Source organism: Bacteroidota bacterium (genome assembly GCA_039821555.1).
Classification (GTDB): domain Bacteria; phylum Bacteroidota; class Rhodothermia; order Rhodothermales; family Rubricoccaceae; genus JBCBEX01.
Genome location: JBCBNX010000005.1, coordinates 292,542 through 318,504 on the forward strand (window position 1 = coordinate 292,542; position 25,963 = coordinate 318,504).

Genomic DNA, 25,963 nt, shown 5'->3' on the forward strand with positions numbered 1-25,963 from the left:
CGGGGCTGCGGTGTCCCCTCCTTCGATTCCATGGTTCGACTTGTTGCCCTCCTCCTGATGGGAGGCCTCGGCGGGTGTGCGCCGACGACTTCGGTCGCCTTCCCCGACAGCCACCCTGCTCACCCTGACGCCGCTGCCGCGCCGTTCGTAGCCACGCCGACCCTCACCGCGTTTGACGCGGCCCGTTCTTCCACAAGCCCCGACGCCCCGGAGGCCGATACGCTCTTCGCCTTGGCGCCTGAGGGCGAGGCCGCGCTGCGAGCGGCACTCACGGCCTACCTCACCGTTGCGGAGCGCTTAGCCGCCGACCAGGCCGACCTCCTCGCAGCGCTGGCCGGCTCGTTCGCAGCGGCGCTCGACGCCCTCGCCGACACCGAAGTTGTGGACCGTCCGCACGCCTGGCACGAACGGGTCGAGGCCTTCGCGACGCTCCGTTCACAAGCCGAGGCTCTGGCCGCCGCCCCGGACCTTGGCGCGGCCCGGTCGGCCTTCGGTGAACTCAGCCGTTCCTTCGCCGACCTCGTCGCGGCGACGGGCGCCCCCGATGGCGTCGCGCTGACGCGGTTCGTCTGCGGGATGGCCGACGCCCCCAGCGGCGGCGTGTGGCTCCAGGCCGACGAGACGCCGCGCAATCCCTACTTCGGCAGCGCGATGCTGATGTGCCATCGCTCGAAGGCCCCCGTCCCAGGTAGCGCCGGCGTGCCGGAGTCGACCGGACACGACGAGGGGCAGCCATGAAGCGGTGCGTTCTCTTCCTGCTGCGCGTCTCCCCTCTTCTCGTTGCCGCCGTCGTGGCAGGCTGCACCTCGGTCCCGCGCGGCGCAGGCTTCGGCGCGGTGCAACGAACCGTGGCGGAGCGCGCCGGTGCCGAAGTGCGCTGGTACCAAAACGCGGCGCTCGATGGCGAGGCCACCGCGGCTGTGGCGGCGCTGCTCGGTGACACGCTACAGGTCGACGAGGCCGTGCAGGTGGCGCTGCTCAACAACCGGCGGCTCCAGGCGACCTACGAGCGGCTGAGCATCGCGCAGGCCGACCTCGTGCAGGCGGGGCTCCTCCGCAACCCCGTTTTCGGAGCCGGTGCGCTGTGGTCGCTCGCGGAGGCCGAACCGCCCGACCTCGCCTTCTCCGTCGCGTTCGACTTCCTCGGCCTCCTCACGCGTCCGCTCCGGCGCGCGGTCGCCGCGGCGGCGTTCGAGGCGGAGCAGGCGCACGTGACCGACGCCGTGCTTCGGATCGTCGTGGGCGTGCAGGCGGCGCATACCGAGGCCGTCGCAGCGCAGCAGGCGGTCGAGCTGCTCACTGCGGTGACACAGGCCACCGCGCTGAGCGCGCAGACCATGCGGCGGCTCTTCGACGCGGGCAACGTGACGCGCCTCGAACTGCTGGAGGAGCGGGCGCTGCACGAACAGACGCGGCTCGACCTCGACGCAGCAACGGCCGAGGGCGTCCTTGCCCGCGAGCGGCTCACGCGGCTGCTCGGGCTGACGGGGCCTGCGGCGACGGCCTACCGCCTGCCGCAGCGCCTGCCGCCCGTCCCCCGGGACTCGCTGGCGTCTCAGGCTCGCGCGCTCTCCGACCTCGAAGCCGAGGCGGTGGCTCAGAGCCTTGCGCTCGACGCCCAGCGCCATGCGCTCGACGCGGCGGCGCAGCGCCTCGGCCTTGCCGACGCTACCGCGCTCGTCGGGGACCTCGAAGCCGGGGCCGAACTCGAGCGGGAGGAGGGCCGCTGGGAGCTCGGCCCGGAGGTCCACCTCCCGCTCCCGCTCTTCGACCAGGGACAGGCTCGGCGCGCGGCGGCGGACGCCGAGGTCCGGCGGCTCCGCGCCGACTACTACGCCCAGGCCGCCGAGGTGCGCTCGGTGGCGCGGGCGGCGCGCGAACGCCTCCTCGTGGCGCAGCGGCGGGCGCTCCATCTCCAGGAGGTCGTGCTGCCGCTCCGCCTCGACATCACCGAGCAGACGCAGCGCCAATACAACGCCATGCAGGTCGGCACCTTCCGCCTGCTCCTCGCCAAGCAGCAGGAGATCGATGCCGCGCGCCAGACCGTGGCAGCGCTCGCGGCCTACTGGCAGGCCCGCGCTGCCGTGGACGCGCTTCGCGCCGGGCACCTTCCCGATGTGCCCGCTGCCCTGTCCCCGGCAAGCACCGCCGTGCGCGCGATGGCGGTCGACGACCATTGAACCAACGAACCGACTTCCTACGATTCCGATGAACCGACGAACCTGGATCAAGACCGGAGCCGCCGCGCTGGGCGGGGGCCTCATGCTGCCCACGCGCTCTGCCGCCGCGCTGCCTGCCACCTTCGACCACGAAGCCGCGCGCACTGCCCAGGAGCACCTGTGGCGTGGCGAGGCCCTACCCCAATCGGCCTCCACGCCCAACACCGCGTCGCCCGCTGCCGAGGGAGGCGATCGACCAGCGCGGGTCGTCACGCCCAACGGCGTCTCGCTCACGGGCCGCCGCGCCGACGACGGCGCCTGGGTCTACCACCTCCTCGCCGAGGAGGTCGAGCACGAGTACGCCCCCGGCCTGAGCGCCTTCTGCTGGGGCTACAACGGGCGCGTCCACGGTCCCACCATCGAGGCCGTCGAAGGGGACCGGGTACGGATCTACGTCACCAACCGCCTCGGCGCGCCAACGACGGTGCACTGGCACGGACTCTTCCTCCCGAGCGGCATGGACGGCGTCGGTGGCCTCAGCCAGCCGCCGATCCTGCCCGGTGAGACGTTCGCCTACGAGTTCACGCTCCGCCAGCACGGGACGTTCATGTACCACAGCCACCACGACGAGATGACGCAGATGGCGCTCGGAATGATGGGGCTGTTCGTCGTCCACCCGCGCCGCGCGCTGCGTCCCGTAGACCGCGACTACGCGATTATGCTCGGCGAGTGGTACCTCCGCCCTGGCACGCGCCGCCCCGACCCCAACGCGATGGGCGACTTCAACGTGCTCACGATGAACGCGCGGTGCTTCCCCGGCACCGCGCCGCTCGTCGCGCAGACTGGCGAGCGGGTCCGCATCCGCTTCGGCAACCTCTCGGCGATGGACCACCACCCGGTCCACCTCCACGGCTTTGCGTGGCGCGTCGTGGAGACCGACGGCGGCGTGCTCCCCGAGGCCGGACGCTGGCCCGAGACAACCGTCCTCGTCCCGACTGGCTCCACCCGCACGGTCGAGTTCGTGGCCGACGCCCCCGGCGACTGGGCGATGCACTGCCACATGACCCACCACGTGATGAACCAGATGGGCCACGGCATCCCCAACACCGTGGGCGCGGACCTCGGCCCGCTCGATCCGCCCACGCGGCACCTGCTCCCCGACTACATGGCAATGGGCGAGCACGGCATGGGCGAGATGGCCGAGCACATCGGGATGGGCCACATGGACGTGCCCGAGAACTCGATCCCGATGGTCGGCGGGCGCGGGCCGTTCGGCACCATCACGATGGGCGGGATGTTCACCATTCTGAAGGTCCGCGACCGACTCACGGACGCGCCGGGGTGGTACGAGAACCCCCCGGGCACCGTCGCCGCGCTCGCCGACGCTGAAGCGCTCGCCCGCGATAGCATCGCCACCTAGCCACGACCTCGCGCTGCCTGTCACCAACCCCTACGCCCATGCCTCGCCTTGCTCTTCTCCTCGTGCTGCTTTCCCTCGCCGCGTGCGGGTCCGACGCGCCTGCCGACCCCGCTGCGGGAGACGACGCCGCGATTGCCGAGTCGTACACCGTACGGGGAGTCTACCACGGCCCGCGCCAGGACGGGGCCGCCGTCGCGGTCACGCACGAGACGATCCCCGACGTGATGGACGCTATGCGGATGACCCTCCGTCTCGGCGAGGACGCCGACGTGAGCGAGCTGTCCGAGGGCACCAAGGTGCGCTTCACGGTTGCCTTCGACGGCGGACGGCTGGTCGTGCGCGACTTCGAGCCGCTCCCCGACACGACCGCGCTGAATCTGCCGGAGGACCTGCGACCCGCCGTCGCCAACGCCGACACCACCGGAGCATAACTCGGCAGCAGCACCGAGGGCGTTGAGCGGCCCCCTCGCCCACACGTTCAGACCTCCGCCTACTCCTACACCGACGGCACAAGCGGCGTCGGTCTAGCCGATCCAGTGGCTCACCTTGACGAGGAAGACGTTGGTCGGCGTGTCCGTGAACAGGCCGCGCAGGTCGCGCCCGACGCGGAGGCGGCCGTCGTCCGCGAAGCCGCCGCGCTGCTGCTGCCACACGAAGAAGAACGCGCTGCCAGGGCGGTATTCCCAGCGGAGGACGGCGTTGCCCTGGAGCGAGCGCACCGTGAAGTCACGGGCGAGGGTGAACGCCGCACCGCCGTCGCCGGGGTCGATGCGCGTCGAACCGTCGGCGTTCTCGGTGACCCTGCCGCGCTCGGTGCCGTACTCCAGGAAGCGCAACGCACCGGGACGATTGGCTTCCTTGAAGGCGGAAAACTGACCGCGTGAGGCGAACGGGCGCACGAAGAGCTGGAGCGAGAGCCGCGGCATGAACGTCCAGTCCACACGCGCCGCGAGCGCGACGGAGGTGGCGTCGAGTTGCCCGAAAACATAGCGCGTGCCGAAAGTAGCCTGGGCGGCAGGGTCGGCGAGCGCCGTGACGTACTGCCGAGGATCGCCTTCGACCACGACGCTCGGCTCCAGCGACACCACGAGCGCATCGCTCGGCCGCAGTTCGACGCCACCCTCGATGGCCGTGCGGACGCGTCCGAGTTCGCTGCGGAGATGCTGGCCCGAAGCGAAGCCCACGACGGAGCGCCGCGCGTCGGTCGAGAGGCGGAGGCTGAGCGAGCTGCTGGCGTCCTGCCGTGCGAGCGGGCCGCCCCGCGTCAGGCGGTCGTCGTCGCGCCGCGGCTCGAATTCGGCGCTCAGGCCGAGGTCCCAGAAGCTGCGCAGTTGTCCACTGAGATCCGCCGACACGAGGCCGCCCACCCGCTCGCCGCCGAAGGTCCAACCGCTGCCGCCGAGGAGGCTCGCGCTCCACGACTGGAAGAGGCCGCGCGCGCTGGGCTCGGTGTAGGTCGCGCGCGCGTCTACGCTGGCGAGGTCGGCGCGGCGCTGGAAGCCGAGCGCGTTGGCGTCGAAGCCCGGCGAGGTCGCCGCGACCTGGAGACCGCCCGTCCAGTGCGCGCCATCGATCTTGACGGCGTTGACCTCGGCGGTCCAGCCCGTCAGGCTTGTCCGGGTCGTGTCGAGGCCGAGGTGCGGGGCATCCGGACGTTGGAGAAGGCGCGGAAACGCCTGCTGGAGATCAGCGGTGGCTGAGGCGCTGCCCGTCGTCGCACTGCCCGCCGTCTGCGCCGTCAGCAGCCATTGGTCGCCGACCGGCTGCTCCACGTCGAGCCCGGCGACCGTCGCAGTGGTGGCGAACGCGGCATCGATGTCTGGATCGCTGGTGTCACGGAGGACGGACGTGAGAAACCCGCCGACGACCGTGGTGCCGAACGTGCCACGCGTGCGCCCGGCGAGGTAGTTCGAGAGCGGCTCCACGAGCGCACGCCCGTCGGCTACCTGATTGGTGCTGGCGTCGAACGCGGCAAACCGCGCGGTCTCGGCGCGGGTGGTGGCGTTGAGCAGGCCCACCGAGAAGCGCCCGACGCGGCCCGAGAGCTTCGCAGCGCCTAGGATCGTGCTTTGCTGCGGCACGTCGGTGTAGACCGTGCCGTCGTCCCCGGCATCATCGAACGCAGATGTGGGCACGAACGCGGTGCGTTGCGGGCTACGACCGATGCGGCGGGTGTAGAGCAACTGTGGGCGATCCGTGTTGACACCGCTGCGTGGTGTTAGCGAGAACACGTCGGTGCCCTCGGTGAAGAAGGGCCGCTGCTCGGGGAAGAAGAGTTCGAAGCCGCTCAGGTTGACCTGCGCCGGGTCGGCCTCGACCTGCCCGAAGTCGGGGTTGAGCGTCGCGTTGAGCGTGACCGCGCTCGTGAGCCCGAGCTTGAGGTCCAGCCCCACGCGCGGCGCGAGGCCGGTCGCCTCGTAGAAGGGATCGGCGGCCTCGCCGGGCGCGCGGGTGAGCGCAGCCGCAGCGTAGGGGACGACCTCGAGCCGCCGCGGCGTCGGCAGCGCGCTGGGGAGCACGAGCGTGCCGAATTGGCTCACGTAGCCCGCCGCGTTGGGCGGGCGCTCCGACCAGTACGACACCTCCTGCGTGCGGAAGTGGACCCGCACGAACTGCAGCCCCCATCGGTGCGGACCGGGGCCGCTGGTGTAGCGGAGTTGGGCGAGCGGGATCTCGAACTCGGCCGTCCACCCCGTCTCGTCGCGCGTTGTGGCCACGTCCCAGACGGCGTCCCAGGAGAGGTCGGCCTCGGTGTCGTCGAAGAAGAGCACGTCGCGCTGAATGCCGCCCGGCGTGATCATGAACAGGAAGCCGGTGCGCCCGTCGCCGTACGAGTCGAGCACGACGATGGCGCGGTCGGTGACGATGCCCGCATCACGGCGGGCAAGGCGCGCGTCGATGCCGTCGGGCTGGCTGTCGGTCATCCGCATCCCGACGTAGAGCGCCGACGGACCGATGAGCACCCGCGCCTCGGTTGGTTCCGTGAGCGGCGCACCGGGATTCGGCACGTACTGCACGAAGCCGGCACCGACCTCCGCCGAGACCCACGCCGGTTCGTCGAGGACGCCATCGACGCGAATCGCCCCAGCCTCGACCGGGAAGGCCATGAGCGTTGGCTTCGGTTTCTGGGCGAAGACAGGGCAGGCCGCCAGCGCGACGAGCCAGCACGCACTGATACCAGATACGAGAAAGAGGAATGCGTTGCCTCCCTCCCACATGCTCGTCATCCCCGACTGGATCGGGAGCCGAAGGTCGGCGCAAGCCAATCCATGCGAGACATCGCATGGAGCCCCGCCTTCGCGGGGATGACTCTGACGTGGGTTTGCACCACCATTTCTCGTAAACGGTATCGTAAACGGTATGATGTGCAGGGCGCGAGCCATCGTCGTCCTCATCATTGCGTCACCCCCCAGCCCCAGACGATGCTCGTGATGAGCCAGCCGTCGCTCGTCCTGTGCAGCGTCATGAGCTTGTACTCGGCCTGCTCCCGCCGCTGATTCTCCAGCCGCAGGCGCGCCAGGGCCACGTTCTCGTAGATCTCCACGCCGAGCAGTTCCTCCGTGTACAGCGTGTCGCCTCGGCTCTCGACGAGTTGAAACGGGCTCTCCTGGTAGGCCCCGTCGCGGTCCACGTAGCGGTAGGCCCCGCCAGGGTGCATCGACGCCAGCTTTTGATCGAGGCGGCCCGTGTGGTCGCCGACGTAGAAGGCCTCGATGGTGGTGAGGATGGCCCGTCGGTCGGCGAACGCGGTGGTGTCAGGCTTTGCGAGAGGGCGGGCGACCTGGCTGTCAGGCGGCAGCGTGGTACCGGCAAGGGTGGCTCCCACGAGGAGGACAGCGACGGCGAAGAGCGAACGGGGCATGGCAAACGAGGCGGGTGTGGTCGGATGGACCGCTAGGTAGCCTGCTCGCCGTGCTGGTTGCCTGATGGGGAGCTAATGACTAGGTCCAGAACCCTGATGAACCGCTCGTTTTGCGCTAGCACGCCCGGTTCTCGACTGCACCCAATCGCGTGATGCCGTCGTAGATTCGCCGCCCCGCGTCCCCTGCCTGCCGCTGCTTCGCATGGAAGCCGACCTCCTCTCCTCGGATCAACCGTATGCCGTCGGAGAATGGCACGTGCAGCCACTCTTGAACAGCGCGACGCGACGCAGCCAGGCCGTGTCGGTGGAGCCGCGCGTGATGGCGGTGCTGACCTACCTCGCGCAGCACGCCGGTCAGGTCGTCACGCGGAGCGACCTGCTGGACGCCGTCTGGGCCGACGTGGTCGTCAACGAGGACGCCCTCACACGCGCGGTCTCGGAGCTGCGCAAGCTGTTTGGCGATGACCCCCGTGCCCCACGCTTCGTCGAGACCGTCCGCGGACGAGGCTATCGACTCATCGCGCCCGTGACCTGGGCGGCGGACACCACCCCAACGCCGGGGGAGTCGGCTCTGAGCAGTCTGGTCGCAGTCACGACGATGCGCGCCGGATCGGACTCGTCAAACCGACGCGGTTGGCTCGCGGGCCTCGTTGCGGGAGCCGTCCTGGCGGGCCTCGCCGTGGGCCTCTGGCTCGGCCGTGACCTGCTCGCGCGGGCGCCTACCGACGTGGCCTCCTGGGATACATCCGTGTGGGAGCCTGCCGTGCCGTTCACGAGCTACCCTGGCCGCGAGATCCAGCCCGTGCTCTCGCCGGAGGGCGCCCGCGTCGCCTTCGCGTGGGACGAGGCTGGCGGTGACAATTTCGACGTGTACGTGAAGCAGGTTGGCAGCGAGCGACCCCTGCGGCTCACGGAGCATCCGTCCTCGGAGGAACTACCGACGTGGTCCCCCGACGGCTCGACCCTCGCCTTTGCCCGCGACGGCGAGGCCCGCGGGATCTACACGGTGCCGTCGATGGGCGGCCCGGTGCGCCTCGTCCACGCGACCGCCGCCGAGGTGAAGGCGCTCGACTGGGCTCCCGACGGGCAGACGCTCGTCTTCACCACGCCTGCGCCGGAGACGCCTGGCTTGCAGCTGCTCGACCTCGCCTCGGGAGCGGTCCGCACGCTCACCACGCCCGACGACGTGCTGCACCGCGCCACCACCCCGCGCTTCTCGCCCGGCGGCACGCGCATCGCCTTCGTCCGCCGTGGCCCCGGCAGCGGCCGTCCCGTCTTCCTCATCGATGTCGCCGACGGCACCGTCACGCCCGCCCCCGGGGATGCCACCGCCGTGCGCCACCTCGACTGGATCGACGACGAGACGCTCGTGGTCGTGTCCTACCGCTCGGGCGCCAACGGGCTGTGGCGGCTCGACCTCCAGACCGGCGCGATGACGTGGATTGCCACGCGCGGCGAGTGGAGCTTCTACCCGTCCGTCGCGGCAGAGTCGGGCGCGCTGGTCTACCAAGACCTCTACTTCGAGAAGAACATCTGGCAGGTCCGGCTTGACGCGCCCGGCGGTCGCCTGCTGAGCACGGAACCGCTGCTCACCTCGACGTGGATGGACTGCGAGGCGCAGTTCTCGCCCGACGGCACGCGCCTTGCGTTTATGTCGTCGCGCTCGGGCTTTCTGGAAGTATGGCTCAGCGGTGTGGACGGCGATGATCTCGTCCAGGTCACCCAGTTCGAGGGCGCGTTCGTCGGCAACCCGCGGTGGTCGCCGGATGGCATGCGCCTCGCCTTCAACGCGGCCCCGGAGGGCGACGCGGCGGTCTACGTCGTGGACGTGCGTGGCGGGCCGCCGCAGGCCCTCACGCCGCCTGGCCGGGGCGGGCGCGTGACGGGCTGGGCACGCGACGGCACCGCGGTCTACGCCGCCACCCGGCGCGGTGGGGACTGGGGGCTGTGGCGCGTCCCCGTGAAGGGCGGAACGCCGGAGCCGGTGGGCGCGCCGAGCGCGTTCGCGGGCGCGGAGTCGGTCGATGGGCAGGCGCTCTACTTCACCCGCGCGGGCATCCCAGGTCTCTGGCGCGTGCGGCTGGTCGGCGGACGTGCTTCGGGGACGCCTCAGCGCGTCTTCGTCAACGCTCCCGTCGATGACGCCCTCGATTGGGTAGTCACGCCCGGCGGGCTCTACAGCCTCGACGAGCGCCCGGAAGGAACGTTCGTGATCTACGCCGACCTCGACGCCGAGGCGGTGACGACCATCGCCGAGGTCACGGACATCGCCTCGCCGAGCCTATCGGTGTCACCCGACGGCACCACGCTGCTCTATGGCCGCTACGAGGACACCAGGAGCGACCTCCAGTTCCGCGCGGCGGCGGACTAGACGCCGTTGTCGGGGCGTGGCCGCGTACGGAGCTGCTACAGCGTGGCGAGGAAGCGGTGGATGAAGTGCACCGTGATCGAGCCCTCGCCGACGGCTGAGGCGACGCGCTTGACCGAGTCGCCGCGCACGTCGCCCGCGACGAAGATGCCGGGCACGTTCGTCTCGAAGAGGAACGGATCGCGTTCGAGCGGCCAGTCGCGCAGGTGCTCGTCCGTGAGCATCGGGCCGGTCAGCAGGAAGCCCTTCTGGTCACGCGCGACGGCGTCGCCGAGCCACTCGGTGCCGGGCGCGGCGCCGATGAAGACGAACAGGAAGCTCGTGTCCACGACCTCCGTCTCGCCCGTCGCGTTGTCGATGAGCGTGACGCATTCGAGGTGGCCGCTGCCCTGGCACGCCTGGATCTCGGTCTGCAGCCGCACGTCGATGTTGGGCGTCTCGTAGATGCGCGTGACGAGGTACTGGCTCATCTTCGCCTCCAGCGAGTCGCCGCGCACGACCATCACGACGCGGCGCGCGTAGTCGGCGAAGAACATCGCGGCCTGCCCGGCCGAGTTGCCCGCGCCGACGATGTAGACGTCCTCGTTCTTGCAGTTCATCGCCTCGGTCATCGCCGCGCCGTAGTAGACGCCGCTTCCGGCGAGGCTGTCGGCTCCCTCGGCCGGAAGCCGTCGCCAGTCGACGCCCGTCGAGATGATAAGCGCGTGGCACGTGATCTCCGAGCCGTCGCCGAGGGTGAGGGTCTTGTAGGGGCCGTCGATGCGCAGCCCCGTCGCCGTCTGCGGGGTGAGGATCTCGACGCCGAAGCGCCGCGCCTGCGTGGCCCCGCGCCGTGCGAGGTCGGCCCCGGAGAGGCCCTGGGGGAAGCCGAGGTAGTTTTCGATGCGGCTCGACGTGCCGGCCTGTCCGCCGGGTGCGTGGCTCTCGATGAGGACGGTCCGCAGGCCTTCGGACGCGCCGTAGACCGCGCCTGCGAGCCCTGCCGGTCCCGCACCCACGATGGCGAGGTCGTAGAAGTCCTTCGCCGCGTTCGTCTGCAGGCCGACGTGCTCGGCGAGGTCGCTCGGAGCGGGTGCGAGCAGCCTTTCGCCGTCGGGCAGCACCACGAGCGGCAGCACGTTCGCCGCCGCGCCGTCGCCGCCTGCCTCCTTGCTATAGGCACGGGCTTTCTCCGCGATCTGCTGGGCCTCATCGCTCGCCTCCACGTCGAGGAACTCGTAGGGGATCTGGTTACGGGCGAGGAAGTCTTTGATCGCGTGCGACTGCGGGGACCAGCGGTCGCCGACCACGCGCAGGCCGCCAAAGCCGGGGCGGTAGCTCGCCTGCCAGTCGTCGAGGAGATCATCGAGGACCGGGTAGAGGCGCTGGTCGGGCGGGTCCCAGGGCTTGAGGAGGTAGTAGTCGATCTGCGAGTCGTTGATGGCTGAGATCGCGGCCTCCGTGTCGGCGTAGGCGGTGAGGAGCGCCCGCTTCGCCTTCGGTGCCAGCGCACGCGCCTGCTGGAGGAAGCCGACGCCGTCCATCTGCGGCATCCGCTGGTCGGAGAGCAGGAGCGCGATGGGGTCGCCCCGCTCGGTGAGCGCCTCGACGGTGTCGAGGGCGGCCTGGCCCGAGTCGGCGCGGACGATGCGGTAGGTCTCGCCGTAGCGCTTGCGGAGGTCGCGCGCGACGGCGCGGAGCACCTGCGGGTCGTCGTCGACGGCGAGGATGACGGGCTTGGCAGCCATGGGGCGGAGTGTGGGGGTGGACGAGGGTGAGGAGAGGGTCGGCGAGTCCGATGCGTGGACCCCGCAACCTTACGCCAGCGCGGCGTCTTCTTGCTGCGCGGCGACTTCCTGCGTGTCGGCCTCGGGCGCCTCGCGGCCGTTGACGGGCAAGCGGACCCGGAAGTGCGTAGTGCCCGGCTCGGACGCCACGTAGATCACGCCGCCGTGGCGGTTGCGCACGATCCGCAGCGCGATGTCGAGGCCGAGGCCGGTGCCTTCGCCGGGGCCCTTGGTGGTGAAGAACGGTTCGAAGATGCGCTCCTGCACGTCGGGCGGGATGCCCGGGCCGTTGTCGTAGAGGTCGACCTGCACCATGCCGCCGCCGCTGCCGTCGCAGGGGTCGTAGCACGTGACGAGCCGGATCTCGCCGCCCTCGTCGGGCACGGCTGCGATGGCGTTGTCGAGGAGGTTCGTCCACACCTGGTTGAGTTCGCTGCCGTAGGCGAGGAGGTCGGGCACGTCGTCGCCGAACTCCTTCGTGAGGCGGATGCCCTTCTTCTTGAACTTGTGCTTGAGGATGATGACCGTGTCGATGATGCCACGCCTGAGGTTGACGCGCTGCTGCTGGCTGTCCTGGTCCATGTAGGTGTAGGACTTCATCGCGCCGACGAGCTCGGAGATGCGCGTGGTGCTCTCGGCCAGTTCCAGGCAGAGCGCGCGCATGGCGGTGTCTTGCACGATCCAGTTGATTGTGTCCACGCGGAACTCGGGCGCCATGCTCTCTAGGAAGCCCGACAGGAACTCGGCGGTGAATCCGGCAGCCGTGAGCGTGGAGGCGGCCTCCCACGGCTGCGCGACCTGCCCGAGGCCACGGTCGGCGAGGTCGTCGAACCAGTCGGTGAACGCGTCCTCGCGGTCGCCTTCGTCGAGCGGATCGAGGTCGGGGTCTGGGGCGAGGATGACGTCGTAGACCGGCTGGAAGGGGTCGCCCTCCGCTTCGAGGGCGGGACTGGCTCCGTCGCCCGCGCTCACCGCGGGCCCCGTCATCGAGGCCCCTGTCATCGGGGGCAGCCCATCGGGGAAGATGAGCTTGCGCAGCAGCGTCGAGGCGCGCTCGTCGAACGTCTGGAGCGTCTCGCAGAGCGTCTCGGCTGCGCGCTTGGCAGCGGAGGCGGGGTTGTTGAGTTCGTGCGCCAGCCCGGCCGCCATCGTGCCGAGCGAGACGAGCTTCTCCTGCTGGAGCTTGACCCGCGCCTCCGTCCGGCTGCGGTCGATCATGAGGTGGGCCAGCCGGGCATCGAACTCCTGCAGCTCGCGGACGAGGTCAGGGAAGTGCCGCTTGTGGAGGCGGGCCACCCACACGGGCGTCGTCGCGCGCGACTGCGCCGGGAAGGTCTCCATGCGCGAGCGCGGGAGCACGCCGGCCACTTGGCCCTGCTCGAAGCTGTAGGCCGCTACCTCGCGCTCGCCGTCGCGGACGAGGGCGCGCACGTGACCGTCGAGCATGAGGTACATCCACTCCGCCGGGACGCCCGCGTCGCTGAGCAACTCGCCCGGCTGCAGTCTGACTTCCTCGGCCCGCTCGGCGATCCAGGCAAGGTCGGCGTCGGGGAGGTCGGCAAGGAGGTCGACGGCGCGGAGGTCGGCAGGCGTGAGCATAGCGGCACAGGAGCAGGAACGACAGCGGAGGACGAACGGGCCTCGCTGCAACGCGCCAAGAAACAGCGCGGTCCCGCCGGGGAGCCTACCCCTTCGGATAGGCCCACCGCCCTATGCACCCTTGACTACGCCCCCGGCCAGCAGGCTCCTAGATTCATCTTGGAAAGCCGGGCTCGGCCATGACGCGCTGTGCTTGCGCGAGGTGGCGCGCCTGGTGCGCCGCCATCGCCTCGAACCACGCGCCGACCGGCATCTTGAAGATGCGCGCGGCCGGCGAGGCCATCTTGCCCTTGCTCAGGTCGAGCCCCTCGGCGGCGTCGAACAGGGCCACGAACTGGTCCTGCAGGTCGGCGAACTCGCCCACGAGCGCCTGCGGGTCGAACCCCGAGGCGGTCGGCCCGCCTTCGGAGCGCGGCTCGAAGACGCCCGGCGCCTTGAGCTTCATCGACGAGTCCGGGCCGAACGAGCGTACGGTGAAGCGGGCAAACCAGCCGTAGGTGAACGGCGGCTGCCCCGGCGGCAGGTCGCCCTGCGCCAGCCGCGCCTTGAGCGCCGGGACGTAGATGCCCGTCGTCCGGTTGAGGTGCTGGATGCACTCGGCCACCGACCACCGCTTCGGCGACGGCTTCCAGTTGAGTTGCTCGGCGCTGAACGTGTCGCGCCAGCCCTCGGCGATGGCCTTGTGGTCGAGGAACGTAGCCGGGACGGCAGCAGTGGGGATCGTGGAGAGCGTAGCCATGAGCACAACAGACGATGATGAGTGGGGCAGAGAGCGCTACGGCGTCGTCGCGCGCACGTTGCGCCGCAGCCGTACGAACACCAGCACGTGCGCAACGATCACGAGCGGGACGACGAACAGCGGCAGCAACGCAAGCGGCAGCTGCGTGAACGGGACGACAAGATCGGGCTGGGACACGGCATACCGTGCACCGTTGCCCAGCACCGCGAGGATGTCGACCAGCCCGAGCCCATTCCACACGAGCAGGGCTGCGTGCTGCCACGGCTTTCGTACTGGCAGCACGACCGCGAGCATCAGCAGCGCACCGACGCCTACCGCGACATCGCCGATACCTGCGGGCAGGGCGAAGTCAGCGGGCAGGACGCCCTGTGCGTGGAGCCGCAGGAAGTTGCCGCCCGCCACGATGCGGAGCACGTGCCACCCGACGAGCACGCCGAGCGGGATCGCCGCAAGCCGGTCGCGGAAGCCAGGCAGCGCGGCCCGGGCGAGCAGCACGAGGCCCGCGAGCAGGATCGCCAGCGCAGGCGCGGGCACGGGCACGCTAGCCACCGCTCCCGAGAGCACAGCGCCGAGCACGACGAGAAACCAGAGGACAACGACGACGAGTAGCGGGCGGGCCGACACGGTCGACACCGAGATGGTTGGTGTGGAGACAGCAGCCATGATGAGGGGGGGGTAGGCGAACAATACGGTGCCCTAAGCAACACACCTTAGCCCAATGGTCGGTTACCCGAAATTGCTGAACTGCCTGCTACGCGGCGGCTCGGTAGCCCGACGGCGACACGCCGACGACGCGGCGGAAGGCCCGCGTGAATGCGCTCGGCTCGTCGAACCCCACAGCCAGGCCGACCTCGGCGACAGCCAGCCGCGACCCGGCCAAGAGCCGCTGCGCGCGCGCGATGCGGAGCCGCGTGTGGTAGCGGTGCGGCGTCGTGCCGAACGTCTGCCGGAAGGCGCGGAGGTAGTGGTACTTCGAGAGGCAGGCGGCTGCCGCGAGGCCGTCCAGCGGCAGGGCCGCCTCGGGCGTCGCGTGCATCAGGTCCACCGATCGAACGAGGCGCTGGTAGACCTCGGCGCGCGTCACCGCGCGGGCGGCAGGCACCCGCGCCGCCTCGTGGAGCGCCCCGCGGTGCACCGACAGCAGGTGTACGAGCACGTCGGCCACGGCCTCGTCCAGCGCCGCCGGCGTCGCGCGGGCCGCCTCGAACGCACGGGCCAGCAGCCGGTCGAGCGTGGTCGTTCGCGTATAGAGGCGCGGCACGACCGTCAGCGGCCGTCCCTCGGCGTCGGGTGCGTCGAGCAGGTGGTCGTCCGGGGTGACGAGGGCGCGGTAGATCGCGCTAGCCGTCGCGCCGCGCACGTGCAGGTTCTGCGTCTCCGCGGCCCCTTCGATCTCCAGCGTGTACGGCGCACCTGCGTTGGTGAGCGCGTAGGTGCCCGGCGGGATACGCGTCGCCATGCCCTCGGAGCGGATGACGCTCGCGCCCGCGACGTTGGCGAAGAGCGACAGCGGCCCCAGCACGTCGGGGCGGTAGGCCTCGTGCGCCTTCACCTGCAGCAGCACCGTCGGCCACGCCCGCGGCGTCGCGATGCGCGACTTGAGGCAGGCGAGGTCGGGAAACGAGGTCAGCAGCACGGGAGCCGTCGCAGGTCGCAGGTCGCAGGTCGCAGGTCGCAGGTCGCAGAAGGTGCGGCTTACGGACGAGCGTAGTCAAGCCCGATGACCACCCCGCCGATTGCCGTCTCAGCCAACCTTCCGCAGCCGCGCACCGAATGCGCCGTCGGTGCCGTGCACGTGCGGCAGCGCGGCGTAGAAGCCGTCCTCAGTCCGCATCGCAGCGGGGACGTACGGGGCCGCGTCTTCGAGCGCGAAGTCGGGGCGGTCGGCGAGGAAGCGGCGGATGCGCTCGGCGTTTTCCTCCGGCTCGATGGAGCACGTCGCGTAGACGAGCACGCCGCCGGGTTTCACGAGCGCGGCGGCCGCGTCGAGCAGGTCGTCTTGGAGCGCGACGAGTGTGTCGAGGTCGTCCAGCGTGCGCCGCCAGCGGAGGTCGGCGCGCTTGGCCAGGACGCCCGTCCCCGAGCACGGCGCGTCGAGGAGCGCGCGGTCTGCCAGTTCGACGTCCGGCTGCGCGGCCAGCGTTTGCGCCTCGATGGCTTGGGTGTCGACGCTCGTCAGCCCGTGCGCGGTGGCGGCGCGCTCGATCAGCCCAGTGCGCGCCGCGTGCGGGTCGCTGGCGAGGACGCGGCCGTCGTCGTCCATGCGGAGGGCCGCATAGAGCGCCTTGCCACCCGGCGCCGCGGCGATGTCGCGGATCGTCTCGCCAGGCTGTGGATCGAGGAGGCGCACGACCAGCCCGGCGGCCTCGTCCTGCACGGCCCACGTCCCATCGGCCAGCCACCCCTTGCGCACAACGGGTTGCAGCCGCTCCGCGCGCACGAAATCGTCGAGGTAGGGCGACGGCTCCCAGTCGAAACCCTGCCCCTCGCCCAAGTCGGCGCCGAGTTGCGTCAGCATCGCGTGGCCTTCGGCGACGGTGTGGCGCTGCGTGTTGAGGCGGAGGCTGTAGGTCGGCGGCGCGTTGTCGGCGAGCAGCAGCGCCTCAGTGTCGCCGGTGCCGAAGCGGGCGAGCCAGCGGCGGACGAGCCACGTCGGGTGCGAGTGCCGCACGGCGAGGTCGCGCGCCGCCTTGCCGGTGTCGGGCTGCGGGAGGGCGCCCCGGCGGCGGTCGGCGGTGCGCAGGATCGCGTTGACGAGCTTCGATGCGCCGGGGTTGACAGCCGCTCGTGCGAGGGCGACGGCCTCGTTGACCGCGGCGTGCGGCGGCGTCTCCTCGACGAGCAGGTCGAAGAGCCCGAGGCGGAGCACGTCGCGAAGGTCGGGTTCGAGCGTGGCCGGGTTGCCGTGGTAGAGGTGCGCGAGGAGGAAGTCGAGCCAGCGCCGGTGGCGCGTCACGCCCGCCGCGTAGCCCACGGCCTGCCCCGAGGCGCGCGCGTCGGCTGCGTCGTCGTTGTCCAGGGCGGAGCCATTCGGGTCGAGACGGTCGGCGTAGGCCCCGTCGCGGATGCGGGCGAGGAGGCGAAGGGCGTCGCGGCGGGCAGGATCGACGGGCACTGGGGTGTAGGTATGTAGTTGGGGAGGGCAACCGAACAGAGTAGGGTACGCCGAGGGCCCAACTATCGCCGCGCGGTGAATCCGACCAGAATCCTCGCCCAGCGCCGTCAACACCGAGCGCTAAGGAGAACGATCTTGTGCCCCGCTGCTCTGCTCTCATCCCTTGCCGTTCCCCCTCCCCGGTGCGCGCTGATCTCCACACCCACACCACCGCGTCCGACGGGCGGCTCTCCCCGCCAGGGCTCGTCGAGAAAGCGGCCCTCCGCGGGATCGAGCGGCTCTCGATCACGGACCACGACACCGTGGCGGCCTACCCGCTCGCGCGGATCGCTGCGCAGCGGCTGGGCGTGGCGCTGCTGCCCGGCGTCGAGCTGTCGGTGCAGGTCGACGACCGTGACATTCATCTGCTCGCCTACGGGTTCGACCTCGCCAATCCGGCGCTCGCGACGGCGCTGGAGGCCTATCGGCGGAAGCGCGTCGAGCGGGCTGAGGCTATCGTGGACCGGCTTGCCGGACTCGGCCACCGGCTGCGTCTGGAGCGCGTGCACTACCACGCCAAGGGCGAGGTCGTCGGACGGCCGCACATCGCCAAGGCGATGCTCGAAGCGGGCCTCGTGTCCACGTTCGGCGAGGCGTTCGACCGCTTCCTCGGCACGACGGCCCCGGCCTACGTGCCTAAGACCGACCAGCCCGCCTCGGAGATGATCGCGCTCGTCCACGCGGCGGGCGGCGTGACGGTCCTCGCCCACCCTGGCATCGCGCTCGATGAGACCATCGCCGCGATGCTGGTGGCCGACGGCCTCGACGGCGTGGAGGTGGTGCACCCGGCACACGACCCGATGGCGGAGCGCCGCTGGGCCGCCTTCGCCGCGCGCCACGACCTCCTCACAACGGGCGGCTCGGACTACCACGGCTTCGGCACCTTCGAGGACGACAGCTTCGGCCGCTACGCCCCCGACCCCGCCTGGGTCGCCCGCCTCCTCGGCGCTGTCGCCCACCCCGACGTGATCGTCTGACGTGATCGTCTGACATAGTGGCTTAGAAGCCCATTGGGCGTGGCTAGTCCTCCAGCCCGGTCAGCTTCTCGAACGTGATCGGCGCGTTGCCCTCGCGGATCACGGCGGCGAACCGCGCGGCGTCCTCCATCACGGCCTTGATCGCGGCATCGTCCATTCCGCGCTGGCGCAGCTCGGCGGCGAACTGCTCAACGTCGTAGTCGCCTGCCTCGAAGAGTTGCGCGAGCGTGTAGACGCGCGGCAGCTCCTTCCCGCGCCAGACGAGCGCCGCGACCTCCCCATCGCGGCGGAGGAATTCCATCGTGCTCTCGTCGCCCGACTGGAATTCGCCGTTCACAACGCGGTAGTCGTACGCCTTCGGATAGTACCTCCGCGGCTCGAAGACGTACTGCACGCGCGGGAGCCAGTCGCCGTCGTAGTCGTCCTCGAACTGGACGAAGCGGCCGTCGCGGATGACGTAGAGCTTGCGCCCGTCGGAGTAGATGCCCTCGTAGTCGTCGGCGGCGACGGGCGCTCCGGTGGGGGCGGCGTTGGGCGGCGGCGGCGGCTCGGGGAGCGTCAGGCCGCGGATCACTTCCGCGAAGCGCGGCGAGCCACCGCCCGCGCCGCGCCACTGGTTGCCAGGTCGGAAGGCTGCGTCGGCGAACGCGGCATCGTCGAGGCGCGCGGCGACCTGCTCCGGCGTCCAGCCTTCCAGGTCAACGACCTCCTGCACCGCGTCGTCCACGTCGAGGCCGAACAGCGTGAGGAGGTCGCGCAGCGTGGCGACAGACTCGCACGGCTCGTCCTGGAGCAGTAGCGTCCCGTCGGCGAAATCGACCGCGCTGTTGCCGGAGTTGAAGGCCCCATCGCGCGTTTGGTAGCCGCCGCCGCTCCGTTGGCGCAGTTCGTCGTCAAACGGGAAGTCGTCGGCGTTGAAGAGCTGATAGGTGGTCCACTGCTGGTCGGCGCGGGTGCCCGTGCCGACGGTCCCGATCCAGACGACGTAGCGCTCGTCGCCGTCGAGGTTGCAGCCGTAGAAGCCCTCGTAGGGGTCGGGGGACGTTGAGGTGGCAGGGGCGCTGAGCATCCCCAGCGCGAGGAGGAAGGCAAGCATGGGGCGGGCTAGCGGGTGGACGAGATCGGGTAGAAGAAGGCGCGGTTGAGCCCTTCCAGGAAGGCGGTCGCCTCGGTGCCTGCGCGCACCTGGTCGCCGACGGGGACGAACTGCCCGCCGCGCACCTCGAAGGGGATCGTCTCGCGGAAGTCGCCGCCGTTGAAGTCGTCGGCCTTGACCACGCGGCGGATCTCGTAGGTGCCGTCGTTCATGTCGCCGCGGTGGATGCGTGACTCGGCATGGCTGGAGTTGGGCCGCTCGACCGCCTCGAAGGTCTGCGTGGCGATGGTGAGGCCGTCCGACGAGACGCCGCTGTCGGTGACGGTGCGGCCGATGAGGCGACCGTCGCGGCGCAGCTCATAGCGGACCTGCTCGAAGACGAGCCGCTCGCGGTCAGCGTCCATGAGTTGGTCGTAGTAGTTCCACTGGAGGTGCGGCTGGCGGCCGGTGGCGTCGTCCTCGTAGTCCACGAAGCCGTGCGTCATCCAGAGGCCGTCCACGGCGAAGCGCGGCGGCGTGTCGGCGTAGGGGTCGCTCGACGTGATGCGGACGACGCGGAACGGGAAGCGCGTGATGACCTCGCCGCCGTGCTCGATGTCGAGCGTGTAGGCGCCGGACTCTTCGAAGACAGGTTCTTCGCTGGTGCGGCGCGCGGTGGGTAGCCCGAAGCGCCCGCCGCCGCCTGAGTCCTTGCGGAAGATGCGGGCGGTGCGCGTGCCGTCGCGCTGGCCTTTGTAGCCCCGCTCGAAGACGATGTCGCCGTTTGCGTCGCGGACGATGGCCTTGGCGCGGTCGCCCCGCGGGAAGGCGATCGTGAAGCGCGGCAGGCTGAAGCGCCCGGTGCCGTCGTCCACCTTCAGGGCATCGAGGAGGACCTGCGTGACGGCGGCCGAGGGGAGGTCTTGCGCCTGCGCCGGGAGCGCGAGGAGCAAAATGAGAGCGAGGAGAGCACGAGGCATGGTGGGTCCGGCTTGAGGAGCACAAAAAGAGCGCACTCATGGTACCGGGTACCCTATGTGCGACCCATGGTCCGAAGGATGCAATCCCACCGGTCCGAATGGCGAAAACTCGGAACCGGACTCGCTTGCCTCACGCGGGGAGTGCCTGCCGCAGCCACCGTAGCCAGTTGCCGCCGAGGAAGCCGGCGCGCGCTGCCTCGGGCACGGCGTCGCCGAGCTTTGCGAAGTCGGCCCCGCGCTCGATGCCGAAGGGCGTTTCCTGCTTGCCGAAGCCCCCGTCGAAGTCGCTCCCGATGCCGAGACGGTCCCAGCCGAGGCGCCCTGCGAGGTGCGCCGCCTGGGTGCGCACATCGTCCAGCGTGACGCTCTCCTCCGGGTCGTCGCGCGCCACGCCGTTCTTCACGAACGGGTTGCCGAGGACCACACCCACCACCGCGTCCCGCTCTGCGAGCGCGTCGAGCATGGCGTCGGTGAGGTGGCGGTCGGTAGGGACGAGCGCGGCGGCGTTGCTGTGGCTCGCGCAGACGTGCGCGGGGTTCGTGCTCGCATCGAGGACGTCGAGCGCGTCCCAGACGGCGTCGTGGGCGAGGTGGCTCGCGTCAAGCGCCACGCCCGCCTCGGTCATCGCGCGGACGAGCTCCCGCCCTATCTCTGTGAGCGGACCGGGCGCGAAAGTCCCGCCCGAATACCGCGTCCGCTGCCACGCTGGGCCGACGAGCCGGACGCCGCGCTCGACCCACCACGGCAGTTCGTCGGGCGTGCGGATCGGGTCGGCGCCTTCCATGAGCAGCACGAGCCCTGTGGTGCGGTCACCCTCGGCCCACGCTGCCTCGTGTGCGGCGAGTTCGGTCTGCGAGCGGAGGATGCGCAGCCAGCCGTCGTCCTCCCAGCGGCGGTAGACGTCCAGTTGCTCGACGCCCTTCGCGTGCGCCTCGTCGGGCGTGCGGTACATCAGCGCCTTCTGCTTCGCCGTGAGCGGCTTGCGAGCACCCGGCCGCTTCGCGTGATGCCGCAGCGTGAAAATCGTCCCGAAGACGATGCCGACGCCTGCCCCTTGCAGTTCGGGCAGCGTGACCATCACTTCTTGCGCCGCTTTCGCCTCGGCGGCGCGCAGGCCGGGCACAGTCCGCGTCAGGTCCCGGCCGTGCGCAACGACGTTGAAGGCGAGGTCGAGGTGGGCGTCGATATACATGCGTGGGGGCTGTCGGCGTTCGGCTGTCGGCTATCTGGAAATCCGTCTCGCTCGTGTCATCCTGAGCGTAGGTCCGCAGGACCGAAGCCGAAGAGCTTGCCCTCGCGAACGCGGGGGATCTGCGGGTCAGCGTTCAGGTTTGTCCGGAGCGCCGAGACGGACAGAGATCCTTCGGCGCGCTGCGCTCGCTCAGGATGACATGCGTAGGGGAAGGGGTGCGTCGTGGACGGATTGTGCTACCCCGCCGGTCCCAGTAGGAAATCCATCGCGAAGTGTAGGCGGTCGCGCCAGGCGATCTCGGAGTGGCCCGCGCCCTGATCCTCGACGTAGCAGAAGTCGTGGTGGCGGCGGTAGCCCTTCGACAGGATCAGTTCGCGGAGGCGGCGCACGTCGGCGACGGTCTGCGCGCCCTCCTTCGTCCCCACGTCGAGGTAGATGCGACCGGCGTGCTTCGGCGTCTCGCGGACGATGGGGAAGATCGCGCGGTCGGCGAACCAAAGCGACGGGCTCATCACGCCCGCATGGCCGAACACGTCGGGGCGCTTCAGGAAGGCGTAGAGGCTGATGAGCCCCCCCATCGACGAGCCCGCCACGATGGTGTCCAGCGGCCCCGTGCGCGTGCGGAAGTCGGCATCGATGCGCGGCTTCACGGTCTCAGTGAGGAAGGCGACGTAGGTCTCGCCGCGCCCGCCGCGCTCCTGCTGGTCCTTGACGGGGCTGTACTCGTGGATGCGGTCGACGCCCGTGTTCGGTACACCCACGACGATGGCCTCGCGGCCCGTGACGGCGAGCGCATCCATCGTATTGTCGACCTGCCACTCGCCCGCGAACGCGGTCGCGTCGTCGAAGAGGTTCTGGCCGTCGTGCATGTAGACGACCGGGTAGCGGCGGTCTGGCTCGGTGTGGTAGGACGGCGGGAGGTAGACGAGCAGGTCGCGGTGGTTGCCGAGGCGGGGGCTGTGGATCTCGGGTAGCCGCCACAGGTCGCCGACGACGGTGTGGTAGCCATCGTCGTCCGGGTAGGACTTCCAGCCGAGCGCGACGAGGTCAGGAGCAGGGGTGAGGGTAGGCACGGCACTCAGGTAGGCAAAGGGGCCGAAGTTTAAGAATTGAATGCGCTTCTCATCGTTCTGTCGTCACTCCTCCATTCATCGGTTCGCGCGTGCGGAGTATGTTGCACGCGCGAAGATAGCGCCGCCTTTTTGCGCGGCCTCGTCTGCGTCCACCCCTCGTCCCCACACCCGCCGACTTACGCCTCATGCACCGCGAATACCACAGCTGGCACAGCCCCTCGCTCGGGCGCACCATGGAGACGCTCGTCTTCGGCCACGCCGGGGCGCGCGTCGTTGTCTTCCCGACCTCGCAGGGCCGCTTCTACGAGTGGCAAGACCGCGGCATGACCGATGCCCTCGGGGACCACCTCCGCAACGGCTGGATCCAGCTCTACTGCGTGGACAGCGTCGACGCCGACAGCTGGTACGCCCGCTGGAAGCACCCTGCCGACCGCGCCCACCGGCAGGAGGACTACGAGCGCTACCTCCTGCACGAGTTGCTGCCGTTCAGCTACCACAAGAACCCGAACGACTTCCTCATCATGACGGGTGCAAGCTTTGGCGCCTTCCATGCCATCGACTTCACGCTGCGCTACCCGCAACTCGTCGGGCGCGTGATCGGGATGAGCGGGCTCTACGACATCCGCATGTTCTCGGACGGCTACTACGGCAACGAGCTCTACCGCCACAACCCGTCGCACTACGCGATGGATATGCACGACCACGGCCACCTCGAAGCGCTCCGCCACACTGACATCATCCTCGCCACCGGCAGCGACGACTCGTTCCGCGAAAACAACGAGCACCTCTCTCGCGTCCTCTGGGAGAAGGGCGTCGGCAATGCACTGCGCCTGTGGGACGGCTGGGCGCACGACTGGCCCTACTGGCACCAGATGATCCGCACCTACATCGGCGGATCAGACTGACCCCTACAGCTTCACTTCTCTCTTTTCTAGCTTATCGCCACGTATCTCATGCCTAAGAAAGTCGGATTGATCGTCGGCCGCGAGTGGTCGTTCCCGCCCGCCTTCATCGAAGAGGTCAACAACCGCGACGCGGACGTGGTCGCCGAGTTCGTCAAGATTGGCGCGCCGCACATGGACGCGCCGCTGGAGTACGACGTCATCATCGACCGCATCTCGCACGAGGTACCGTTCTACCGGACCGTCCTCAAGCAGGCCGTCCTCGCCGGGACGACGGTCATCAACAACCCGTTCATGTGGACGGCCGACGACAAGTTCTTCGGGGCGGCGCTGGCCACCAAGCTCGGCATCGCGCACCCGAAGACGGTCGTGCTGCCCAACAAGGAGTACGTCCCCGGCATCGTCCACGACGAGTCGCTGCGCAACCTCGAGTATCCGCTCGACTGGGACGCCATCCTGGACTACATCGGCCTGCCATGCATCTTCAAGGACGCTCACGGCGGCGGCTGGAAAGAGGTCTACGTCTGCCGCTCGAAGGAGGAGCTCATCGGGCACTACAACAACGCGGGGCTGCTCACGATGGTGCTCCAGGAGTTCATCGAGTGGGAGCACTTCGTGCGCTGCATCTGCCTGGGCCAGGACACGATCCTGCCGATCAAGTACGACCCCCGCGAGCGGCGCTACCATGTCGAGCACGACCACATGAGCCCCGAGCTCGGCGCGCGCGTCGTCGCAGACGCCACGAAGCTCTGCACGGCGCTCGGCTACGACATGAACTCGATGGAGTTCGCCGTCCGCGACGGCGTCCCCTACGCCATCGACTTCATGAACCCGGCGCCGGACATGGACATCAACTCGCTCACGCCGCACTACTTCGAGTGGGTCGTGCAGCACATGGCCGACCTCGCCATCGACCGCGCGCTCAACCCGCGTCCGCAGCTCCGTGAGCTCCGCTGGAACGAACTCATCGCCGCACCCCTGGCCGACCCAGCCCCCGCGAAGAAGGCCCCCGCGAAGAAGGCCCCCGCCATGGAACCCACGACGGTGAAACCCACGACGGTGACCAAGAAGACGGCTGCCAAGACCACCGTGGCTGAGAAGACCACCGTGGCCAAGAAAACCACCGCGCGCAAGACGACCGCGAAGAAGTCGGAGTAGCCCGCCCGGACGCCTCCCCCCGTTCTCATCGTCTCCGCGTCTGATGACGCTCCGCTCTTCGAACTGTCCCCCTCACGCGTGAGGGGGACAGCCCCGCGACTCCTCGCTAGAGGAGCGGGGCGGGGGGAGCCGGATTGCTATCCACCCAGCCACCCAGCCACCTATGGCCATCCAGGCCGCCATCGACGCCTACCATACGCTGCTCACCGACGACGACCTCGCCGGGGCGTCGCAGGACCAGCTCGACGACCAGCTCCGCCGCCGGGGCCTCTTCTTCGGCGAGCGCCCGCTGTGCAGCGTGCTGCGGCCCCGCTTCATGACGCCGGGGCAATACAAATTCCTGAAGCGCCGCACCGCCGTCCTGCTGCGCGCCTTCGGCAAGGTCTACCGCGCCGCCATCGCTGACACGGTCTTCCGCAAACAGTTCAAGCTCACCGACTGGGAGGAGGCGCTCGTCCAGCACGACCACGGCTTCGCGACGGCCAGCCCCGTCTCGCGCCTCGATGCATTCTTCGTGTCGGAGCGCGGCGGGATGAAGATCACCGAGTACAACGCCGAGACGCCCGCCGCCGCGGCCTACAACGACCACCTCGCAGCGATCTTCTTCGGGCTGCCGGTGATGCGGGAGTACCTGAAGCAATACGAGGTCCGCTCGCAGCCGTCGCGCCATAGCGTGCTCCACGCGCTGGTGAGCGCCTACCAGCAGGCGACCGGGCGCAAGCGGCATCGTCCGACCATTGCCATCGTGGACTGGCGGGAGGTGCCGACCTACTCGGAGTTCGTGATCTCGAAGGACTACTTCGAGGCGCTGGGCTTCAAGTGCGTCATCGCCGATCCGCGCGAGGTGGAGTACCGCGGCGGCAAGCTCTTCGCAGGCGGCATCCCCATCGACGTGATCTACAAGCGCGTCCTCATCTCTGAACTCGTCGAGCGCGGCGGGATGGACCACCCCATCGTGCGCGCCGTGATCGCGGGCGACGTGGTGATGGTGAACTCGTTCCGCTGCAAGATCCTCCACAAGAAGGCGAGCCTCGCCGTGCTGAGCGACGAGCGCAACGACAGCCTCTTCACCGCGACCGAGCGCGAGGCCATCGAGGCGCACGTGCCGTGGACGCGCGTGGTCGAGGAGCGTACGACCATGTTCAAGGGTCTGCTCATCGACCTCATCCCGTATGCAGCGAAGAACAAGGACCACCTCGTCCTCAAGCCCAACGACGAGTACGGCGGCACCGGCATCGTGCTCGGCTGGGAAGTCGACGACGCCCGCTGGCAGGCCGCGCTCAAAGAGGCCCTCGCGGAGCCGTTCATCATCCAGGACCGCATCCACCTCCCGCACGAGACCTACCCGAGCCTCGTCGACGGGGCCGCCGCCTTCCACGACCGCATCATCGACACCGCCCCGTTCGCCTTCTACGGCGACTACATGGACGGCTGCCTCACCCGCCTCTCCACCGACTCGCTCGTCAACGTGACCTCCGGCGGCGGCTCCAGCCTCGCGACGTTCGTGGTCGAAAAACGCTAGCGCGACTCCTCACTCTC

Annotated in this window: 21 protein-coding genes; 9 read left to right on the forward strand and 12 right to left on the reverse strand. The window is 69.8% G+C overall.

The window, feature by feature from the left end; translation table 11 throughout:
* Positions 1-30: 30 nt before the first annotated feature.
* Genes AAFU51_08835 through AAFU51_08850 form a run of 4 tightly spaced genes read left to right on the forward strand, consistent with a single transcriptional unit; the run spans position 31 to position 4,010 of the window.
* Positions 31-738, forward strand: coding sequence for a DUF3347 domain-containing protein (locus AAFU51_08835; GenBank protein ID MEO1571362.1), 708 nt, complete (start codon positions 31-33; stop codon positions 736-738).
* Positions 735-2,180: a TolC family protein gene (locus AAFU51_08840; protein ID MEO1571363.1), complete on the forward strand. Its 1,446-nt coding sequence runs from the start codon at positions 735-737 to the stop codon at positions 2,178-2,180. Before AAFU51_08835 ends, AAFU51_08840 begins: the two co-directional genes overlap by 4 nt.
* A 28-nt stretch (positions 2,181-2,208) precedes the next feature.
* The gene (locus AAFU51_08845) at positions 2,209-3,579 is read left to right on the forward strand and encodes a copper oxidase (GenBank protein MEO1571364.1); all 1,371 of its coding nucleotides are present in this window, start codon (positions 2,209-2,211) and stop codon (positions 3,577-3,579) included.
* Positions 3,580-3,617: 38 nt separating this feature from the next.
* A complete protein-coding gene (locus tag AAFU51_08850) occupies positions 3,618-4,010 on the forward strand; it encodes a copper-binding protein (GenBank protein ID MEO1571365.1) in 393 nt (130 codons plus the stop codon).
* 93 nt (positions 4,011-4,103) lie between these two features.
* On the opposite strand, the gene AAFU51_08855 is transcribed toward AAFU51_08850, so the two are convergent.
* Together AAFU51_08855 and AAFU51_08860 are read right to left on the reverse strand one after the other, a co-directional pair.
* Positions 4,104-6,686: a DUF5916 domain-containing protein gene (locus tag AAFU51_08855; GenBank protein MEO1571366.1), complete on the reverse strand. Its 2,583-nt coding sequence runs from the start codon at positions 6,684-6,686 to the stop codon at positions 4,104-4,106.
* A gap of 287 nt (positions 6,687-6,973) precedes the next feature.
* The gene (locus AAFU51_08860; GenBank protein MEO1571367.1) at positions 6,974-7,441 is read right to left on the reverse strand and encodes a hypothetical protein; all 468 of its coding nucleotides are present in this window, start codon (positions 7,439-7,441) and stop codon (positions 6,974-6,976) included.
* Between the two features lie 202 nt (positions 7,442-7,643).
* Between AAFU51_08860 and AAFU51_08865 the strand changes: the two genes are divergently transcribed.
* Complete coding sequence (locus tag AAFU51_08865; protein MEO1571368.1) at positions 7,644-9,812, forward strand: winged helix-turn-helix domain-containing protein; 2,169 nt, start codon at positions 7,644-7,646, stop codon at positions 9,810-9,812.
* Positions 9,813-9,847: 35 nt separating this feature from the next.
* Here the strand turns inward: AAFU51_08865 and AAFU51_08870 are convergent, their stop codons facing one another.
* The 6 genes from AAFU51_08870 to rsmB all read right to left on the reverse strand — a co-directional run bounded on the left by AAFU51_08870 (position 9,848) and on the right by rsmB (position 17,028).
* Positions 9,848-11,536: an FAD-dependent oxidoreductase gene (locus AAFU51_08870; protein MEO1571369.1), complete on the reverse strand. Its 1,689-nt coding sequence runs from the start codon at positions 11,534-11,536 to the stop codon at positions 9,848-9,850.
* A gap of 69 nt (positions 11,537-11,605) precedes the next feature.
* On the reverse strand, positions 11,606-13,174 hold the full coding sequence (locus AAFU51_08875; protein MEO1571370.1) for an ATP-binding protein: 1,569 nt from the start codon (positions 13,172-13,174) through the stop codon (positions 11,606-11,608).
* A gap of 154 nt (positions 13,175-13,328) precedes the next feature.
* Positions 13,329-13,913, reverse strand: coding sequence for a DinB family protein (locus AAFU51_08880; protein MEO1571371.1), 585 nt, complete (start codon positions 13,911-13,913; stop codon positions 13,329-13,331).
* Positions 13,914-13,949: 36 nt separating this feature from the next.
* Positions 13,950-14,576, reverse strand: coding sequence for a hypothetical protein (locus AAFU51_08885; GenBank protein MEO1571372.1), 627 nt, complete (start codon positions 14,574-14,576; stop codon positions 13,950-13,952).
* A gap of 88 nt (positions 14,577-14,664) precedes the next feature.
* A complete protein-coding gene (locus tag AAFU51_08890) occupies positions 14,665-15,549 on the reverse strand; it encodes an AraC family transcriptional regulator (GenBank protein MEO1571373.1) in 885 nt (294 codons plus the stop codon).
* 108 nt (positions 15,550-15,657) lie between these two features.
* Positions 15,658-17,028 carry a 16S rRNA (cytosine(967)-C(5))-methyltransferase RsmB gene (rsmB, locus tag AAFU51_08895; protein ID MEO1571374.1) on the reverse strand — a complete coding sequence of 457 codons (1,371 nt, stop codon included), beginning with the start codon at positions 17,026-17,028 and terminating at the stop codon, positions 15,658-15,660.
* A 182-nt stretch (positions 17,029-17,210) separates the two neighbouring features.
* Here rsmB and AAFU51_08900 point away from each other — a divergent pair, with 182 nt between their 5' ends.
* Positions 17,211-18,044: a PHP domain-containing protein gene (locus AAFU51_08900; GenBank protein MEO1571375.1), complete on the forward strand. Its 834-nt coding sequence runs from the start codon at positions 17,211-17,213 to the stop codon at positions 18,042-18,044.
* A 43-nt stretch (positions 18,045-18,087) separates the two neighbouring features.
* Here AAFU51_08900 and AAFU51_08905 read toward each other — a convergent pair whose 3' ends face one another.
* The 4 genes from AAFU51_08905 to AAFU51_08920 form a co-directional block, all read right to left on the reverse strand.
* Entirely contained in the window at positions 18,088-19,140 is a 1,053-nt protein-coding gene (locus AAFU51_08905) for a hypothetical protein (GenBank protein MEO1571376.1), read from the reverse strand.
* A gap of 8 nt (positions 19,141-19,148) precedes the next feature.
* The gene (locus AAFU51_08910; protein ID MEO1571377.1) at positions 19,149-20,099 is read right to left on the reverse strand and encodes a hypothetical protein; all 951 of its coding nucleotides are present in this window, start codon (positions 20,097-20,099) and stop codon (positions 19,149-19,151) included.
* A gap of 130 nt (positions 20,100-20,229) precedes the next feature.
* A complete protein-coding gene (locus AAFU51_08915) occupies positions 20,230-21,291 on the reverse strand; it encodes a membrane dipeptidase (protein MEO1571378.1) in 1,062 nt (353 codons plus the stop codon).
* A 236-nt stretch (positions 21,292-21,527) separates the two neighbouring features.
* Positions 21,528-22,364 (reverse strand): alpha/beta hydrolase-fold protein, encoded by an 837-nt coding sequence (locus AAFU51_08920; GenBank protein MEO1571379.1) that lies wholly within the window; start codon positions 22,362-22,364, stop codon positions 21,528-21,530.
* A gap of 185 nt (positions 22,365-22,549) precedes the next feature.
* On the opposite strand from AAFU51_08920, the gene AAFU51_08925 reads away from it, so the two are divergent.
* The 3 genes from AAFU51_08925 to AAFU51_08935 all read left to right on the forward strand — a co-directional run bounded on the left by AAFU51_08925 (position 22,550) and on the right by AAFU51_08935 (position 25,946).
* Positions 22,550-23,269, forward strand: coding sequence for an alpha/beta hydrolase-fold protein (locus tag AAFU51_08925; protein MEO1571380.1), 720 nt, complete (start codon positions 22,550-22,552; stop codon positions 23,267-23,269).
* Positions 23,270-23,317: 48 nt separating this feature from the next.
* The gene (locus AAFU51_08930; GenBank protein ID MEO1571381.1) at positions 23,318-24,424 is read left to right on the forward strand and encodes a hypothetical protein; all 1,107 of its coding nucleotides are present in this window, start codon (positions 23,318-23,320) and stop codon (positions 24,422-24,424) included.
* 163 nt (positions 24,425-24,587) lie between these two features.
* Complete coding sequence (locus tag AAFU51_08935; protein ID MEO1571382.1) at positions 24,588-25,946, forward strand: hypothetical protein; 1,359 nt, start codon at positions 24,588-24,590, stop codon at positions 25,944-25,946.
* Positions 25,947-25,963 lie beyond the last annotated feature (17 nt).